This window comes from Hyphomicrobiales bacterium (genome assembly GCA_017642935.1).
Lineage (GTDB): Bacteria > Pseudomonadota > Alphaproteobacteria > Rhizobiales > MH13 > MH13.
On record JAEPOK010000002.1, the window covers coordinates 1,332,250 to 1,347,888 of the forward strand.

12 protein-coding genes are annotated in these 15,639 nt (G+C 58.2%); 9 read left to right on the forward strand and 3 right to left on the reverse strand.

All coding sequences use genetic code 11. The features are described from left to right. The first annotated feature begins 61 nt into the window (after positions 1-61). The 4 genes from JJ917_15730 to JJ917_15745 all read left to right on the forward strand — a co-directional run bounded on the left by JJ917_15730 (position 62) and on the right by JJ917_15745 (position 4,977). A complete protein-coding gene (locus tag JJ917_15730) occupies positions 62-1,960 on the forward strand; it encodes an AAA family ATPase (protein MBO6700278.1) in 1,899 nt (632 codons plus the stop codon). Next, entirely contained in the window at positions 1,960-3,267 is a 1,308-nt protein-coding gene (locus tag JJ917_15735; GenBank protein MBO6700279.1) for a hypothetical protein, read from the forward strand. Before JJ917_15730 ends, JJ917_15735 begins: the two co-directional genes overlap by 1 nt. A gap of 24 nt (positions 3,268-3,291) precedes the next feature. Next, positions 3,292-4,479, forward strand: coding sequence for a DUF2333 family protein (locus JJ917_15740; GenBank protein MBO6700280.1), 1,188 nt, complete (start codon positions 3,292-3,294; stop codon positions 4,477-4,479). Between the two features lie 147 nt (positions 4,480-4,626). Next, positions 4,627-4,977, forward strand: a complete 351-nt coding sequence (locus tag JJ917_15745; protein ID MBO6700281.1) for a DUF1622 domain-containing protein — start codon at positions 4,627-4,629, stop codon at positions 4,975-4,977. Positions 4,978-5,193: 216 nt separating this feature from the next. Here JJ917_15745 and JJ917_15750 read toward each other — a convergent pair whose 3' ends face one another. Then, positions 5,194-7,374: a malate synthase G gene (locus JJ917_15750; GenBank protein ID MBO6700282.1), complete on the reverse strand. Its 2,181-nt coding sequence runs from the start codon at positions 7,372-7,374 to the stop codon at positions 5,194-5,196. 201 nt (positions 7,375-7,575) lie between these two features. Here JJ917_15750 and JJ917_15755 point away from each other — a divergent pair, with 201 nt between their 5' ends. Beyond that, positions 7,576-8,091 carry a response regulator gene (locus tag JJ917_15755; protein ID MBO6700283.1) on the forward strand — a complete coding sequence of 172 codons (516 nt, stop codon included), beginning with the start codon at positions 7,576-7,578 and terminating at the stop codon, positions 8,089-8,091. A 294-nt stretch (positions 8,092-8,385) separates the two neighbouring features. On the opposite strand, the gene JJ917_15760 is transcribed toward JJ917_15755, so the two are convergent. Together JJ917_15760 and JJ917_15765 are read right to left on the reverse strand one after the other, a co-directional pair. After that, positions 8,386-9,591 carry a hypothetical protein gene (locus tag JJ917_15760; GenBank protein MBO6700284.1) on the reverse strand — a complete coding sequence of 402 codons (1,206 nt, stop codon included), beginning with the start codon at positions 9,589-9,591 and terminating at the stop codon, positions 8,386-8,388. Positions 9,592-9,868: 277 nt separating this feature from the next. Further along, on the reverse strand, positions 9,869-10,501 hold the full coding sequence (locus JJ917_15765; GenBank protein MBO6700285.1) for a DUF1134 domain-containing protein: 633 nt from the start codon (positions 10,499-10,501) through the stop codon (positions 9,869-9,871). A 230-nt stretch (positions 10,502-10,731) separates the two neighbouring features. Between JJ917_15765 and JJ917_15770 the strand changes: the two genes are divergently transcribed. The 4 genes from JJ917_15770 (at position 10,732) to JJ917_15785 (ending at position 15,619) form a co-directional block, all read left to right on the forward strand. Continuing rightward, positions 10,732-11,229 (forward strand): hypothetical protein, encoded by a 498-nt coding sequence (locus JJ917_15770; protein ID MBO6700286.1) that lies wholly within the window; start codon positions 10,732-10,734, stop codon positions 11,227-11,229. Between the two features lie 173 nt (positions 11,230-11,402). Further along, entirely contained in the window at positions 11,403-12,044 is a 642-nt protein-coding gene (locus JJ917_15775; protein MBO6700287.1) for a hypothetical protein, read from the forward strand. 246 nt (positions 12,045-12,290) lie between these two features. Next, positions 12,291-15,113 (forward strand): hybrid sensor histidine kinase/response regulator, encoded by a 2,823-nt coding sequence (locus JJ917_15780; protein ID MBO6700288.1) that lies wholly within the window; start codon positions 12,291-12,293, stop codon positions 15,111-15,113. Next, the gene (locus JJ917_15785) at positions 15,110-15,619 is read left to right on the forward strand and encodes a chemotaxis protein CheW (protein ID MBO6700289.1); all 510 of its coding nucleotides are present in this window, start codon (positions 15,110-15,112) and stop codon (positions 15,617-15,619) included. The genes JJ917_15780 and JJ917_15785 overlap by 4 nt, the downstream gene beginning before the upstream one ends. Positions 15,620-15,639: the final 20 nt, after the last annotated feature.

A 15,639-nucleotide genomic window follows, 5' to 3' on the forward strand; every position in this document is an offset into this window, starting at 1 on the left:
CAATGTCAGTAAAAGTTGCAGACTTTTACGCCCGCGACATTGCGGCAAGGGGAAGTGTTCTATGATCGAAGCGAGTTCGGTTCGCATTCCCGAAGCGCGGATTGTCGAAGCCTATCCGGCAGCGCTTGGCCTGATGGAAAACGCGCAAGTTGAGGAGGCTCTGCCGCGTCCCGCCGATGCGCCGGGCAGAACGCGCTTTGTCTCGCCTATCGCCGGTGCTTCGGCGCCACGCCGTATGGTACGCGCGAACTTGGAGGTGGCGCTTCGTAAGTCCGGCGGCGATGATCCACTGCTTTCGACGCGTGAGCACGGCATTTTGGTGTCGCTGCGTCGGGCGCTGGCTGTCGGGATGACGGTTTCAGAGTTTTTCATCGAGCCGCTGGGGTATCTTGATCTCGGTGAAAAAAAACGCTCGTCCGGTCTCTCAGCCGCGGATGAAAGCCAATTTCGTTCGCTTGTGCGGGCACGGGCTCTGGTGGCGGCGTTTGTGACCGCTTCGCACTTCCTGCACGCGTTAGGCGACAGTCCGGCAGGCGACCCTACGGCGCTTGATGAGCCAGGCTATGACACGGCCAACGACGCGTTGAGTTTTGTGGTGGCGCAGGTTGCTAAGGCTGCGACCGATGCGGTGGATGATGAAGATCTAGGGCCGCGTATCGCGCGTGCCATGGCCGACGTGATCGACCGTGTTGAAGGCGATGCGCACCGGATTATGGGCGACAGCTTGGCGGCGTTTCTGGCGCGCACCTATGCAGTGGAAGCCGATGACTTCCATGTGCGTGGGTTCGAACGGTCAGCCTCGACGAAAGGCCGCAAGCCGCTGGTCATGCAGTTCAAGCAGGTGCACGAGGTTGTCGGCAACCACATCGCCAAGGCGCAGGCGATCAAGCTCGCCAAGATGCTTGTCGCCTACGACTTCGAACGGCAGAAAAACCCATTTGTCGAGCTGGGAGGGTTTCTTTTCACCTTTGTCGGCGATGGCTTTCCGGGCACTGGCAAAACGACGCTGATCCAGATGACTGCAGGTCTTGTGAAAGAATATTGCGATCTAGCCGGATACCCCTTCGTTTACGAGAATTTCGGCATCGATCAGATCAGCGAGTACCAGGGAAAATCAGGTCAGAACTGCCGGGCGTTCATTGACCGGGTTTTGGACCCGCAAGCCATCGGCTTTGGCACGATTGACGACATCGATCAGGTGGCCGGCAAGCGCGATGATCGGCAAAGTTCCTCGGGACAACAAGAGGTTACCGGTGTCCTGATGGCCGCATTCTCCGGCGCGGAAACCGTTGTGCGTGGTAACGCCAGTTTCGGGATGTTTTCCAATTATCCAGAGAAGGTGGACGATGCTTTGCGCCAGCGCGCAGGCGCGCGTTGGCTGGTGGATGGGCCGCAAACCGAGAACGACTATATCGATATCTTCCACCTGCTTCTCGGCAACAAACATGACGTACCGCTCGGCCAGGATGACTTCTTTGCTGACCAGGCTTTGAAACAGGCGGTGGCGAAATCCTACGCGCAGCATAACCGCCCACAAGAGGATGGTTTGCTGGCGGTGTGGGAGCGCTTTGTGGATGAGCATGGGGAGCCGAAGACGATCCGTGATGTCGGGCTTTATCTCCATGCGATCAAAGAGGCCGAGCCACGTTTCACTGGACGTGCGATTAAGAACGTGACGGATGCCATCAAATACCGTGCGATGGATGTCGAACTGCCGGATGAGTGGTTCGAGAATCCTGAGGCGTTCTTGCAGAAGGGGTATGACGACAAGCTGGCGATGATTGAGGACCTGCAAAAACCGATCTCGATGGACTTCATCTTGCAGGAGATCAACCGGTACGCGGACTCGGAGTTCCGCTACTCCGACAAGTCCGATGAGGCGGCGATTCAAGCGCTGCTGCGCGACCATCGCGTGCGCCAGAAAGCGTCTGAACGCCTCGACGACTTAGAGGACGACTAGTGCAACGTCTCATTGAAGAGGGTCTGCGCTTTGGTGGGCTTTTGCATGTCGATCACGCCCATTTGGTGGCGCGCTACAACGCGGCGCTGAAGGCGCTCGGGCTGCCGGAAACGGAACTGACCGACTTTTACATCGATGCGTCGGGCTATTCCTACGAAGTGGCGCTGGAGATGCAGAACGCCAGCTATCTCGATCCGGAAGGCATCAACCGGCGCTTCATTATCCTGTCGCCTGACCAGGCCGATCTGCCGCTGATCCGCACCTCGTTCTCCGCCGATGGGCAGGTGATCCGTGCCTTCTTTGCGGCCAATGACCGGATGATCCGCGCGGTGACGCTAAAAGACGCGCTCTATGGCGAGATCGAGAACCTTGTGTTCGATGTCGAACGCCCTGCCGATGTGCTCGGCATCCGCGATGTGCGCTTTTTGGTGCGAACGCCAACCGGCCTGCTTGAAGAAGCACAGACGCTGAAGGTACAGATGGACCGGTTCCTGAAGGAGCCGAATGCTTGGGCGGACCAAAAACTGCTCGATGCCATCGTGTCCGGTGCCAGCCGTGTTGGCGATGTACGCCGCAACGGATTCCTGCCGCAAAAGCTCTCCTTCCAGTGGCCGAACGTCTTTTGGACCAGCCATTTCGGTGGCGCCTATGTGATCAGTAAGGACGATGGTGCTGTTATGATCGGCGATCCCGATCAGCTTCAGCCCAAGCCCTTTGGTGCGTCGATCATCGCGTTGCACGAAACGCCGGTGCTCTTTTCCTATCTTGAGGAAGAACGCCTGCTGGAGCCATTCAATCCAAGATGGCTGAAAGAGTCCGGTATTTTGGAGCATCGCCTGCGCCTGCTGGTGGCGGAGCTTTTGATGCTGGGTGACCATGAGTTTGATGCCACGCCGATGATTGACGACGCGTATCTGTCGCGCTGGATCGCCGACAACATGGCCAAGCTCAATCCCGATCGCAGGTTCCGCGTGGTCAGCCAGATGCGCGGGCTGCTCGATACACCGGCAGAAGCATCGGCCTATGAGCGGCGCTTAACCGCCGAGCAGCGCTTTTACTTCCGCCGCGCGGTGCCCGATGCGCCGGGTGCTGGCGACATCAATCGCATCATTGTCGAGCATCTGCCGTTCGATCTGCTCTCGACGTTTATTCTCAACAAACGCCGTTTTTATGCGATCTATGAAACCTACACTGAGCGGCAGAAGGCGTTTGCGGTGGACTATCTGACCACCCATTATGCGCCCAACACCCATGACCGCTGGCGCATGCGCGCCAAAGTGCGCGAAGCGTTTTTCGGGCTTCATTAGGCCCGCGCAAGAAGGACGAGAGACATGCTCGACCCCCTAATTGACTGGATCAAAGCCATGTGGCGCGGGTTTATCGCGCTGTTCCGCCTGCGCTTGCCAAAGCCTGAAGAGGGCGGGCCGGAGAAGATGCGCGGCGTTCGCGCCACGGGCCGTATCTTTTGGCGCGGCGGGCTGCTGATCTTCATCATCCTGTTCCTTATCTGGAACATCACGTTTTTCTGGAATGTGCTTTGGACGCGCGGCGATACGCTGACCTATCCGCAAGAGGTGCTGCGCGCCAACGCGATGATTGCCACTGAAGAGACCGCGACGGTCGATGGCTCGCCAAGTGATGCGCGCACCTGCGACCGCTCACAGATCGTCGATATGCAGGTCTACCTGCTCGACTTGATGGTGAACCGCAACGCTTGGGTTCCGTCGATGCCGCAGTATAAGGTGGGTATTTTGGGGCTTATTGAGTGGGAGGCGACGCCCTATTTCGACAACAAGGCTGCTTTTCAGACCGGCGTGTTGATCGCGTTGCGCCGCACCGCCGTTGAGCTGGTGGATGTGCTTGGTCGTGAGCGCGGAACCTCGGGCGCCGATAGCGATTTGGAAACCGCCCGTGGTCGCTTGCAAACCGACGAGCAGACCTGGTGGTTCAACCCGTTTGACGATCAGCGTCCCTTTGGGCCGGTCCAGCCGTCCTCCCGGCTCTACGCCAACGCCATCCCGCTTTACGAGCGCTACAATGACCGGCTGGAAGCGTGCGATGCGCTGTTCGATGCGCGTGCCGACAATCTCATTCAGTTCCTGGATCGTGTTGCCCGCGATATTGGCTCGTCAGTCGATCAGCTGTCGCGTCGCTCCACGGGCCGCCAGTATGACGCTGAGCTCGATACATTTGTGCGTGGCGAGGGCAATGATCGCGGCTGGTTCGACTTCCGGGCCGACAATCTTTTCATGGAAGCCTCGGGCCAAATGTTCGCCTATCACGGTCTGCTCCAGGCGGCGCGGGAGGACTTTGCCGATGTTGTGGCTTCTCGTAATCTTGGCGGCGTCTGGGACCGCATGGAGCAGCATATCGCTGAGGCGGCAGCGCTCGACCCGCTGGTCATCTCCAATGGCCGCGAGGATGGCGTGCTGATGCCCGATCATCTCTCGATCATGAGCGAGAACATCTTGAGGGCTCGCACGAATATGAGCGAAATCCGGGGCATTCTAGAGCGGTAGTAATCTCACTCACCGTCGTTGTCCCTGTGCCTATCACATGGATCCATTTCTCAATCGCTGCCGACTGGACCCTCGGACTAGCCCGAGGGTGACGGGGCCGGCCCGTCGTGCTTTTCCGAAGTGACGATCCATCACCGAGGGGCACCCATGATCGAACACGCGCTTGATATTATCGTTCTAGCGATTGAGATCGCGGGCATTGGTGCCATCGTGATTGGTGCGGTGGTGTCGCTTGGCATTTATCTGCGCGGCTGGCTTGGCAAGGCGCCGCACGAAGAATGCTTCAAAGCGCTGCGGGCCAATCTTGGGCGTTCGATCCTGCTTGGGCTGGAGTTTTTGGTGGCCGCTGACATCATCAAGACCGTGGCGTTTGAGCTGACATTGGAGAACGTGCTGCTGCTCGGAGGGATCGTGCTCATCCGCACGTTCCTCAGCTTCGCCCTTCAGGTGGAGATCGAGGGGCGCCTGCCTTGGAGCGGCAAAAGCGAGACGGTTTAGGCCCATCTTCGGTGATCCCTGTTGCGTCACAGGGTCGAGATGACGATCTAGCATGAGGGTCGGTTGATGCGATCGGGCGGCAGCGTGTTGCGTGCCGTTGATCCAACCCCACTATCCGTTTTTGACGAGCAGGCTTCGGTGCAGTTCGTTGCTGTTTAAAGTTGAATGGCCGGGTCACACGCTTGCGTGTCGCCCGGCCATGACAACCATGAAGGGCTAGGCTGTCGCCTTCAATTCCAAACGTGCCTGGTGCAGCAAGGGCTCGGTGTAGCCCGACGGCTGCTCGCGGCCCTTGAAGACCAGATCGCAGGCCGCTCTGAAAGCCACACCGTCATAGCCGGGCGCCATCGGCGTATACGTCGGGTCGTCGGTGTTCTGCTGATCGACCACTTTGGCCATGCGCTTCATGACGTCCATCACCTCGTCCTCGCTGACGACGCCATGATGCAACCAGTTGGCCATGTGCTGGGAAGAAATGCGCAGCGTCGCGCGATCTTCCATCAAGCCGACATCATGGATGTCGGGTACCTTGGAACAGCCGACACCCTGGTTCACCCAGCGCACAACGTAACCCAGGATCCCCTGAGCGTTGTTTTCAAGCTCATCTTTAACTTCGTCCGGCTGCCAGTTGGGTCGGTCGGCCAAGGGAATGGTGAGCACATCATCAAGGCCTGCGGTGGCGCGCGAACGCAACTCTGCCTGTCGGGCTTTCACATCGACCTCATGATAGTGCGTCGCGTGAAGCGTCGCGGCGGTCGGGGACGGCACCCAAGCGCAGGTTGCGCCGGCTTTCGGGTGGCCGATCTTCTGTTCCAGCATGGCGTGCATCCGATCAGGCATCGCCCACATGCCTTTGCCGATTTGCGCTTTGCCGGGCAGACCACAGGCCAGGCCCACATCGACGTTGCGATCCTCATAGGCAGCGATCCAAGGCGTCGCCTTCATGTCGCCTTTGCGGATCATCGCGCCAGCTTCCATGGAGGTGTGCATTTCATCGCCCGTCCGATCGAGGAAGCCGGTGTTGATGAAGACCACACGGTTCTTTGCGGCACGGATACACTCCTTCAGGTTCACCGTGGTGCGGCGCTCCTCATCCATGATCCCCATTTTGAGCGTGAACTCCGGTAATCCAAGATGGCCTTCGATGGCCCCGAACAAATCGTTGGCGAAGGCAACTTCGTCTGGTCCATGCATTTTCGGTTTGACGATGTAGACCGAGCCTTGCGTGGAGTTGCGCTTTTTGTGGCTGCCGTCCTTGTTGAGGTCGTGCATTGCGATCATCGCGGTGCAAAGACCATCCAAGATGCCTTCAGGGATTTCGTTGCCGTCAGCGTCAAGAACGGCAGGCGTCGTCATCAGATGCCCCACATTGCGCACGAGCATCAGCGAGCGCGTCTTGACCATGAACGGCTCACCGTTTGGCGCTTTGTATTCAAAATCGCCATAGAGCTTGCGGGTGATTGCCTTGCCGTTTTTCTCCAGCTTCTCTTCCAGATCGCCTTTCATCAGGCCGAGCCAATTGCGATATGCGAGCGCCTTGTCGGGTCCATCGACAGCGGCAACCGAATCCTCGCAATCCATGATCGTGGAAACGGCGGCTTCCAGATTGATGCCTGCAATGTTGGCCTTGTCGGTCTTGCCGATCGGGTTTTCGGCGTCGAACCACATCTCGAAATAAAGGCTGTTGTTCTGGAAGAGCAGCATGGACGGCGCCATTGGGTCACCATGAAAGCCCTTGAACTTCTCCGGGTCCTTCAACTCGGTGATCGTACCGTCTTCGAGCGTCGGCACCAGGCGGTCATGGGCGACAACATAGGTGACCACATCAGCATGGCTGCCGACTTCCAGCGGGATGGTTTTGTCGAGAAAGGCTCGTCCCCACGCGATGACGCGCGCGCCACGCTGCGGATCATAATCTTTGCCCTCTGGCAGATCGCCCAAGGCGTCGGTTCCGTAAAGGGCATCGTAAAGTGATCCCCAGCGAGCGTTGGCAGCGTTCAGCGCATAGCGGGCGTTCATTATCGGAACGACAAGCTGCGGCCCAGGGATCGAGGCGATTTCCGGATCGACATGGGTGGTTTCGACGGTGAAATCGGGGCCTTCGGGTACCAAATAGCCGATGTCGCTAAGGAAGGCTTTGTAAGCGGACAGGTCAATTGGCTGACCTTTGCGTTCGCGGTGCCAGGTATCGATCTTGGCTTGCAGTTCCTCGCGTTTTTCCAAAAGTGCGCGGTTACGTGGTGCGAAATCGCGCACGAGCGCGTCAAGCGCTTGCCAGAAGGCAACGGCGGTGACCTCAAGGCCCGCCAGGGCGTCCTCTTCGATCAACGCGCACAGGTTGGTTTCCACCTGCAGGCCGACTCGCGAAACGTAGGAATAGGTAGGCAAATGAGCCATCGTGATCTCCATGGGCGTTTAATCGCTGGGGACGTTACTTATCCGAACATGCGGGTCAATGCGGTGCAGCATAGATGGTGTTTTTCTTTTGCGATTAGGGCCGTAGAGCGTCTTCTCAGTTTGCGTTTTTTCTAAAAAACGTTTGTTCGGGCCACCTTTCGTTTACCGTTGGTTTAATGCGCGTCGTTTAGTTTGGCGCCTATGTACATCGACGTCGCGCCTCTCGACATCATGGTAATCGACGATTCGGCTTATATGCGCCGGATCGTATCGGCCATGCTGCGCGGGTTTGGCGCCCGGCGTATTCATGAAGCCGAGGACGGTGCCGATGCGCTCGAAAAAATCGAGATGCAGCCGCCCGACATGATCATTGTCGACTGGGTGATGCCGGTGTTGGACGGTGCGGAGCTGGTCAAGCTGATCCGTCAGCCGAACTTTGTGTGCGCGTATGTGCCAATCATCATGCTGTCAGGGCACACCGAGCGCAGCCGCGTGCTGGCCTCGTCGAAACTAGGCGTCAATCACTTCCTGTCCAAACCAGTGTCCGCCAAGGCTCTCTACAACAGGATGGCCGACTGCATCCTCTATCCGCGCCGCTTCGTCAGTACCGATGAGTATTTCGGGCCGGAACCGCGCAGTCAGAACGAAGGCCAATTGCGCACGCAAATTGGTGTGGCGCTGGACGAAAACGGGATGCCGGTGGAACAGACCGGCTGATCGATAGTCCAGGCCCGGATCGCGCTCATCCTGCGCCAGCCCTCCAATCGCCAAAAAAAAGGTGCCTTGCGGCACCTGGAGGAGATTCAAGGGAGGATGGATGCCGAGGCACCCATTGGCAAATCACAGGATCGCCAATGGTCAGAGCATCTCACGCAATCCAAACCTTTGGAAGTCGGACGAACCCCGTTCGTGCAGTTGCTTAGCGGCGTTAGTCTAAGAAGGGCCAAGCAAAGCCGAAGTATAGGCCGAGGGATTGGGTGTGGCAGTTACCTACCCGGAAGGCCTTGAAAGCTAGATGACCTTAAGGTCGTTTTCGCTGGCGCGGGGCATGCTGGTCGACTTCTCGGCTGTAGCGCCCGACGCCGTCGCAGCGACGATCTTCGATCCGGACGTGTCTTTCGACTTGCCGGCTGTGGATTTTGCCGACTTTCGGCTGCCGGTCGTTTTGGCAGGCGCCTTGGTCGAGGCCTTGCTGCTGCCACTACGGGCGGGGCCCTTCTTCTTCGAACGCAGGCGGTCGCGTGCTTCAACCAGTGAGGTCACCAGATTGCTGTCGGCGCCATCCTGTTCGGCTTCGTCGAGCAGCGCGTTGATGCGATCCTGACCATCAAGCTCAATGGCAGCGTTTGCTGTTAGCGACGCGGTCATCTCATCAATCGAGGCGCGCAAGCTGTCGAGATCTGTCGGTGGTGTATCGGTGTTGGCTGCAGGTGACACAAGTGGCGGGACGGGAAGTTCTTCGCCGTCAACGCTCACCAGCTGCGGACCGGGGCGGGGCGCGTTGCGCAGCTCTGTTTCGAGCTCTGAAATTTTCGCCATCAGGCTGTCACGCTCAGCATCGAAATCGGCTTTGGCAGCAGCGAGCGCCTGATTGTCGTCGCGGGCATCGAGCAACAGTCGAGCACGGGCAGCTGACGCTTCGGCAGCATTCTTTTCAGACCGCAAGCTGCGTACGGTCTCCCGCAGGTTTTCAATTTGGGTGCGTGCCATCGCGGCTGCATCGCCGGTTTCGGCCAGTTGTGAGACGGTGCTGGGATCGGCGTCGCCGGCCAGATGGGCGGCCAACTCAGCACGGAGGCTTTCGGCCTCTTGCGTCAGGCGGCCAATATCATCGTCGCGCATCGCCAGTTCCTGACGCACATCGGACAGGTCGCGGCGCAGGTCGGCGAGTTCGGAATTGCGGCGCATGAGGGTCTCTTCATGTTCGCGCAGACGTTCCCGGGTCGTGTTCAGCGTGTCGCTCAAATTCACCAGCGAAGATTGCGTGTCGTCGCGCTCGGCCAACGCCAGAGCTGAGGACGAGGTCATCTGGTCGGCCATCAGGCGAGCTTGGGCTGACATTTGCCGCTCTCGGTCGAGCGCCCGTTCCAATTCGCGGATGCTGATGGCGGCGCGTGCTTGGGCGCCAGCGATGCGCGCTTCGAAGGCTCGCAACGTCTCCGGTCGGTCGCGTTCGAGGCGTGCGCGTGTGAGGCGAACGGCGCGAACCCAGATCAACCTACAGGCTATGAGGCCTAAGAGGCACGCGCTGAAAAACCCGAGCAAAAAGACGACGATATCGGCTACTGTCACTGGATTACCACCTGCCAAAACGCTGTTAATCTACTGTCAACCATGGGCGATTTTTACGCAAGGCCCGACTGGCCAACAGGCTTAACAAAACAGCCTGACGGTCCCGTGACGGTGGTCACAATTTGTTGGTTTTGGCGCCGATGCTTTCCCTAACGACAGGCAAACCGGTATGACGGTGCGCCGTTTCAGTAGTTAAAGCGCGTTAAAACGGGTTCCAGGTCGGCTGGCGAGTGAACTTCAGATAGCCAACATTGATGCCAAGGCGGGCGCCTATGCCTGCGCGAATGGGCGCAACCACGACCTGCGCGGATTGGTTGGCTGATGCTGACAAGCCGCCGACGAGAAACGCCGATCCGCTGACGCCTGGAAAGCGCTGATACATCGTGTCGACCGACGGCAGATTGTAGACCAGGATCATGGTGCGGGTGCCATCGCCGCCCATATCGAAGCCGATCGATGGACCTTGCCAATACACGCGGTGGTTGCCAGCGTTGCGCGTGTAGAGCACGCCTTCGCCATAACGCAGACCGCCGAAGAAAGCCGCGCTGGCTTCCTCGCCCAGAATGTAGCCGTTTGGCTGGCCATATTGGGCGGTCAGGCTTTCAACCACGTCAGCCATGCCGCGGGCCATATTGCCGAAGAAGACGTGCCCGGAATCCACCAGTTCCTGAGAGGAGAATGTGTTCCCCGCGCCTGATTGTTGTTGCGCATGAACCATCAGCGGCGAAATGAGCGTCAGAACACCAGCTAACACAACGGCAAGCAGCGTGCCTTGAACGCGGCGCCAGCTTGCAGTGGCGATGGCGGATGGCGAGAGGGCAAAGGCGAGGGACATGATCGGTTCCTTCCAAAATCTATCCCGGGGACGTGCGCTCTCATGCTGCACGCGTGGGGCTAACTCAGCTGCCGGCGGTTTTCTGGTTTGGCTTAACGGACCGCTTAACGATCAGCGCTAAGATTTGACCATTGTAAGGCCGCGGCCGGCTTTGGGACGGGCAACGGCCCGTTCGTTCGCGTTCCGTTTAAGAATACAGGCAACATGGTGAACAAATGGTTCAAAAGGCGATGACTGGTTTGCAAACGATCGTTGCGCGCTGCCTCGCCCTGCGAAGCCTGATGGTCGCGTTGCTGGTGGGAGCGCTTGTTGCGCCGGTACCAGTCGCCATGGCCAATGAGCGGATCATCTCCGATCCTTCCGATCGCGTCGCCCTGTTTGGCTTTGACCCAGTTGCCTACCTCGCCGATGGGGAAGCACGTGAAGGCCTTCCCGAATTTGAGCTTGTCCGCGATCGATTGGTTTGGCGTTTTGCTAACGCAGGTAACCTTGAGGCTTTCGTCCAGGACCCGGAACGGTTCGTTCCCGCTTATGGCGGACATGGTGCGCTGATGGTTTCTCGTGGCGCTGTTGCCATCGGGCACCCGGCCGTCTGGCTGGCCCTTGGCGGGCGGGTGTTTTTGTTCCGTGATCAAGCCTCGCGCTATGCGTTCCTATTAGAAGCCGCTGCCTTGATTGATCAAGCTGACGCCGCTTGGCCCGTTGTGCGCGATACGCTGGCGCCCTGACGGGCGTTCCTACGCAAAAGAACACGGCTAAGCGTTTCGCAGCGGCCTTGGACTGCTAAACTGGCGCCGATTCGATCTCTAAGGAGAGCGTCTGGAACTGGTTCGAGCGGGGGTGATGCCCGTTTCGTGTCCGGCCTAATATTCAGGTGCGCCGTCACAAAGGAATATCCGCGATGTCTGCCTTTCCCGAACCAACCCCGATGGAGTTGGCCTCATTGATTGTGAGCAAGACGTGCCACGACATCATCTCGCCGGTTGGCGCATCCTCCAGCGCGATGGAAATGTGGACGACCGCGAACGATGACTCAACGCGGGAAGTGGCGCAGACGCTGATGCAAAAATCGGCGGCGCAAGCGGTTCACAAACTCAGTTTCGTGCGCCTTGCCTATGGCGCCTATGGCGATGTCGGCGGCGACGTTGATCTGGGCGAAGCGAAAGACGCGACCGTGCCTTACATCACTGATGATCGGACCATCTTGTCCTGGAATTTGGAGCGGGTGATTGCGCCAAAGGCTGTGGCCAAATTGGCAATGGGTCTGTTGGCGCTCACCAAAGATGCGGTTCCGCGCGGCGGCGAAATCACGATCGACGGCACCGACCTGACCGGCAAGGCCCAGTTTGTCGTGCGCGGCGAAGCAAAGAAGGTCATCATCCCTCAAGGCGCCGAAGACGCATTATCGCGCCGGTTTGCTGATGGCGTGCACGCGCGCAACGTGCATCTTTTCCATCTTATTCGGATCGCCGACGAGGTTGGCGTGCGCATCGAGCCGGATATGGATGAGACATCCATCACCTTCAAAACGGTGCCAATCTAGGCGAAACTGAGCCCAGCGCGCTAAGGAAATTCTGGCGTCGCGCGTGCGCGGCTGACCAACAAATATACCAAGTGCTGGCGACTGCTTCCGAGGCGATACAATCTCGGCGAGTGGTTTCAGTTTAAATTAACCGTTCCCACTCACAATCCTACGTGAAAGTGCTTGGCTCGAGACGTTGCAGGCTCAGTCCAGGCGCAGACACAAGTCCGCCTTTCGCTTGTCGAGGCGCCTAACAGGGGTGTGAGTATGGATGACCTGCTTCTAGAATTTTTGACGGAAACCAATGAGAGCCTCGACGTTGTCGACGTGGAGTTGGTGAAGTTTGAGCAAGATCCCAACAACGCTCAGATTTTGGATAACATCTTCCGTCTGGTTCATACGATCAAAGGAACTTGTGGCTTCCTTGGTTTGCCGAGACTGGAAAGCCTGGCGCATGCCGCCGAAACCCTGATGGGCAAATATCGTGACGGTTGCCCGGTCACGACAGATGGCGTCAGCCTTATCCTGCTTTCCATTGATCGTTTGAAAGCAATTCTGGCAGATCTGGAAGCAAGCGGAAGCGAGCCGGCTGGCGACGATCAGGATTTGATCAGCGAACTTGAGCGCATGGCGCTGGCCGCTGACGAGACTGATGCCGCGGCCGCCGAGGACGTGGTCGCCGAAGAGCCCGAGCCCGCACCGGAACCTGAGCCTGAAGAAGAGCGCGAAGTGCGCGTTGGCGAAGTTCCGCTGGACGAGCTTGATCGGATCTTCAATGAAACCGAAAGCGATTATGACGCCGAAGCCGCTGCCAAACAGCAGATGGAAGAAGCGCTGGCCGAAGTGAAAGCCAAGGCTGGTGACGCAGAAGCTGACACTGAGGCACCTGAGGCTGACGCTGCACCTGAACCGGTGAAAGCGGAAGCACCCAAAGCGGAAGCCAAACCGGCACCGGCCAAGAAGGCTGATGCCAAAGGTGACCAGAAGGCTGCGCCGGGGGCATCTGGTGAGGCCAAGCCAAATGGCGAGAAGTCACTGGCATCGCAATCTATCCGTGTTTCGGTCGATACGCTTGAAAACCTGATGACGATGGTCTCCGAGCTGGTGCTGACCCGCAACCAGCTGTTGGAAATTGTCCGTCGCCACGAAGATTCTGAATTCAAAGTGCCGCTGCAGCGCCTGTCCAATGTGACGGCGGAACTGCAGGAAGGCGTTATGAAGACGCGCATGCAGCCGATCGGCAATGCGTGGCAGAAGCTGCCGCGTATTGTGCGTGATCTCGCCGGTGAACTTGGTAAGGACATCGACCTTGAGATGGTCGGTGCCGAGACCGAATTGGATCGTCAGGTTCTTGATCTCATCAAAGATCCATTGACTCACATGGTCCGCAACTCGGCCGATCACGGTCTTGAATTGCCGTCTGACCGCGCCGCCGTCGGAAAGCCGGAAAAGGGCACGATCAAACTTTCAGCCTATCATGAAGGTGGGCACATCATCATCGAGATCGCCGATGATGGTAAGGGCCTGCCGACGGAGCTTCTCAAGAAGAAGGCAATCGATAACGAGCTTTACACCGAAGCCGAAATCGAGCGCATGTCCGAAACGCAAATTCATAAGCTGATCTTCCATCCGGGCCTTTCGACGGCTGCCAAGGTGACGAACGTCTCGGGCCGAGGTGTCGGCATGGATGTGGTGCGCACCAACATTGAAGCTATTGGCGGTACGATCGACCTTAAGAGTAAGGAAGGTCACGGCACTGTCGTGATGATTAAGATCCCGCTGACACTGGCCATCGTCTCGACGCTCATCGTGGAGTCTTCAGGTGAGCGTTTCGCGATTCCGCAGCTGGCTGTGGTCGAACTGGTCCGGGCTCAAAAAGACTCCGAACACAAGATCGAGACGATCCGCAACACGCCGGTACTGCGTCTGCGCGACAAGTTGCTGCCGCTTTCACCGCTTTCGCATCTGCTTGGCGCCGAACCCGCCAACGAGCCTGGCGACATCGGTGAAGAGGGCTTCATCGTGGTTATGCAGGTCGGTAACCAGACCTTTGGCCTGGTGGTCGATGCGGTGTTCCACACCGAAGAAATCGTCGTCAAACCGATGTCGTCAATGTTGCGTCATTTGGCAATGTTCTCCGGTAATACCATTCTCGGTGACGGCTCGGTGATCATGATCCTCGACCCGAACGGCATCGCCAATGCCATTGGCTCGGCAATCGACAGCGAAGTGGCCGAGCAGGCGCAGACCGAAGAGAAGGTGATGACCTCCGATGAAGCCCAGTCGGTTTCACTTCTGGTCTTCCGTGCTGGAGGCGAGGAACCCAAAGCCGTCATGTTGTCCTTGGTCACGCGGCTTGAAGAGATTCAGACCGAGGCCATCGAGCACGCCAATGATCGTGATCTGGTCCAGTACCGTGGCAATCTGATGCCGTTGGTGAAAGTCACCGACAACATGCAGCTACGCGATAAAGGCACGCAGCCAATGCTGGTCTTTGCCGATGAGCATCGCTCGATGGGTTTGATGGTCGATGAGATCGTCGATATCGTTGATGAGGTTCTCGACATCGAAGTTACCTCCGAAAAGCCCGGTGTGCTCGGGTCTGCCGTCATCAAAGGCAAGGCAACCGAAGTCATCGATGTCGGCTACTTCATGCCGCTGGCATTCGACGACTGGTTCATGATGAAGGATGTCGGTTCGGCGCAGGAGAAATTTGATGTTCTGCTGGTCGATGACTCAACCTTCTTCCGCAACATGCTCGGCCCGGTTCTTAGGTCCGCCGGTTACAGCGTGACCACTTGCGAAGATGCGCAAGAAGCACTGGAACTGCTCGAAGAGGGACGTCAGTTCGACGCCATCGTCTCCGATATCGAGATGCCAGGTCTATCCGGTTACGAATTCACAACCCAAGTGCGCAAGGATGCGCGTTACGCGGACACGCCAATCATTGCCATGTCGGCGCATGCAACCCCTGCGGCCATCCAAAAGGGTCGTGACGCAGGCTTTTCCGACTATGTCGCGAAATTCGACCGCACCGGTCTGATTGCCGCGATCAAAGAGCAAACCAGTGAAGTGGAGTTGGCGGCATGAGCGCCATTCGTGATGCAAACAATGATGACAGCCGTATCGCCTCCGGGCTCGACGTGTTGTCGAAAGATGTCACCCAGTATGTGACCGTTTACATTGCCGATCAGCTGTTCGGCCTGCCGATCAGCCGCGTGCACGATGTGTTCATGCCGGACGCAATGACGCCCGTGCCGCTGTCGAATAAAGAGATCGCCGGCGTGCTCAATTTGCGCGGCCGGATCGTCACCGCGATCGATATGCGCTGGAAACTGGATCTGCCGATGGCGGACGAGGGTGTGAAGCGCATGGCCGTGGGTATCGACTATAAGGGCGAAAGCTACGGCCTGATCATCGACCGTGTCGGCGAGGTCTTGAACCTGCCGATCGGCGAGCGTGAACCGAATCCGGTCAATCTCGATCCACGATGGGCGGCGATTTCAGCCGGCGTTCATCGTTTGGAAGGGACCCTGATGGTAATTCTGGACGTCGATAGCGTGCTGCAATCATTGAATGTCGGCGTCGCTGCCTAAATGATCTCTGCCTCGCGGCT

What these genes read in the sequence shown, in the direction of transcription:
- JJ917_15765 (MBO6700285.1), bottom strand. Translation starts at nt 10,501, where the DNA reads ATGTCCCTCGCCTTTGCCCTCTCGCCATCCGCCATCGCCACTGCAAGC.
- JJ917_15750 (MBO6700282.1), bottom strand. Translation starts at nt 7,374, where the DNA reads ATGGCTCATTTGCCTACCTATTCCTACGTTTCGCGAGTCGGCCTGCAG.
- JJ917_15785 (MBO6700289.1), top strand. Translation starts at nt 15,110, where the DNA reads ATGAGCGCCATTCGTGATGCAAACAATGATGACAGCCGTATCGCCTCC.
- JJ917_15740 (MBO6700280.1), top strand. Translation starts at nt 3,292, where the DNA reads ATGCTCGACCCCCTAATTGACTGGATCAAAGCCATGTGGCGCGGGTTT.
- JJ917_15745 (MBO6700281.1), top strand. Translation starts at nt 4,627, where the DNA reads ATGATCGAACACGCGCTTGATATTATCGTTCTAGCGATTGAGATCGCG.
- JJ917_15755 (MBO6700283.1), top strand. Translation starts at nt 7,576, where the DNA reads ATGTACATCGACGTCGCGCCTCTCGACATCATGGTAATCGACGATTCG.
- JJ917_15770 (MBO6700286.1), top strand. Translation starts at nt 10,732, where the DNA reads ATGACTGGTTTGCAAACGATCGTTGCGCGCTGCCTCGCCCTGCGAAGC.
- JJ917_15775 (MBO6700287.1), top strand. Translation starts at nt 11,403, where the DNA reads ATGTCTGCCTTTCCCGAACCAACCCCGATGGAGTTGGCCTCATTGATT.
- JJ917_15780 (MBO6700288.1), top strand. Translation starts at nt 12,291, where the DNA reads ATGGATGACCTGCTTCTAGAATTTTTGACGGAAACCAATGAGAGCCTC.
- JJ917_15730 (MBO6700278.1), top strand. Translation starts at nt 62, where the DNA reads ATGATCGAAGCGAGTTCGGTTCGCATTCCCGAAGCGCGGATTGTCGAA.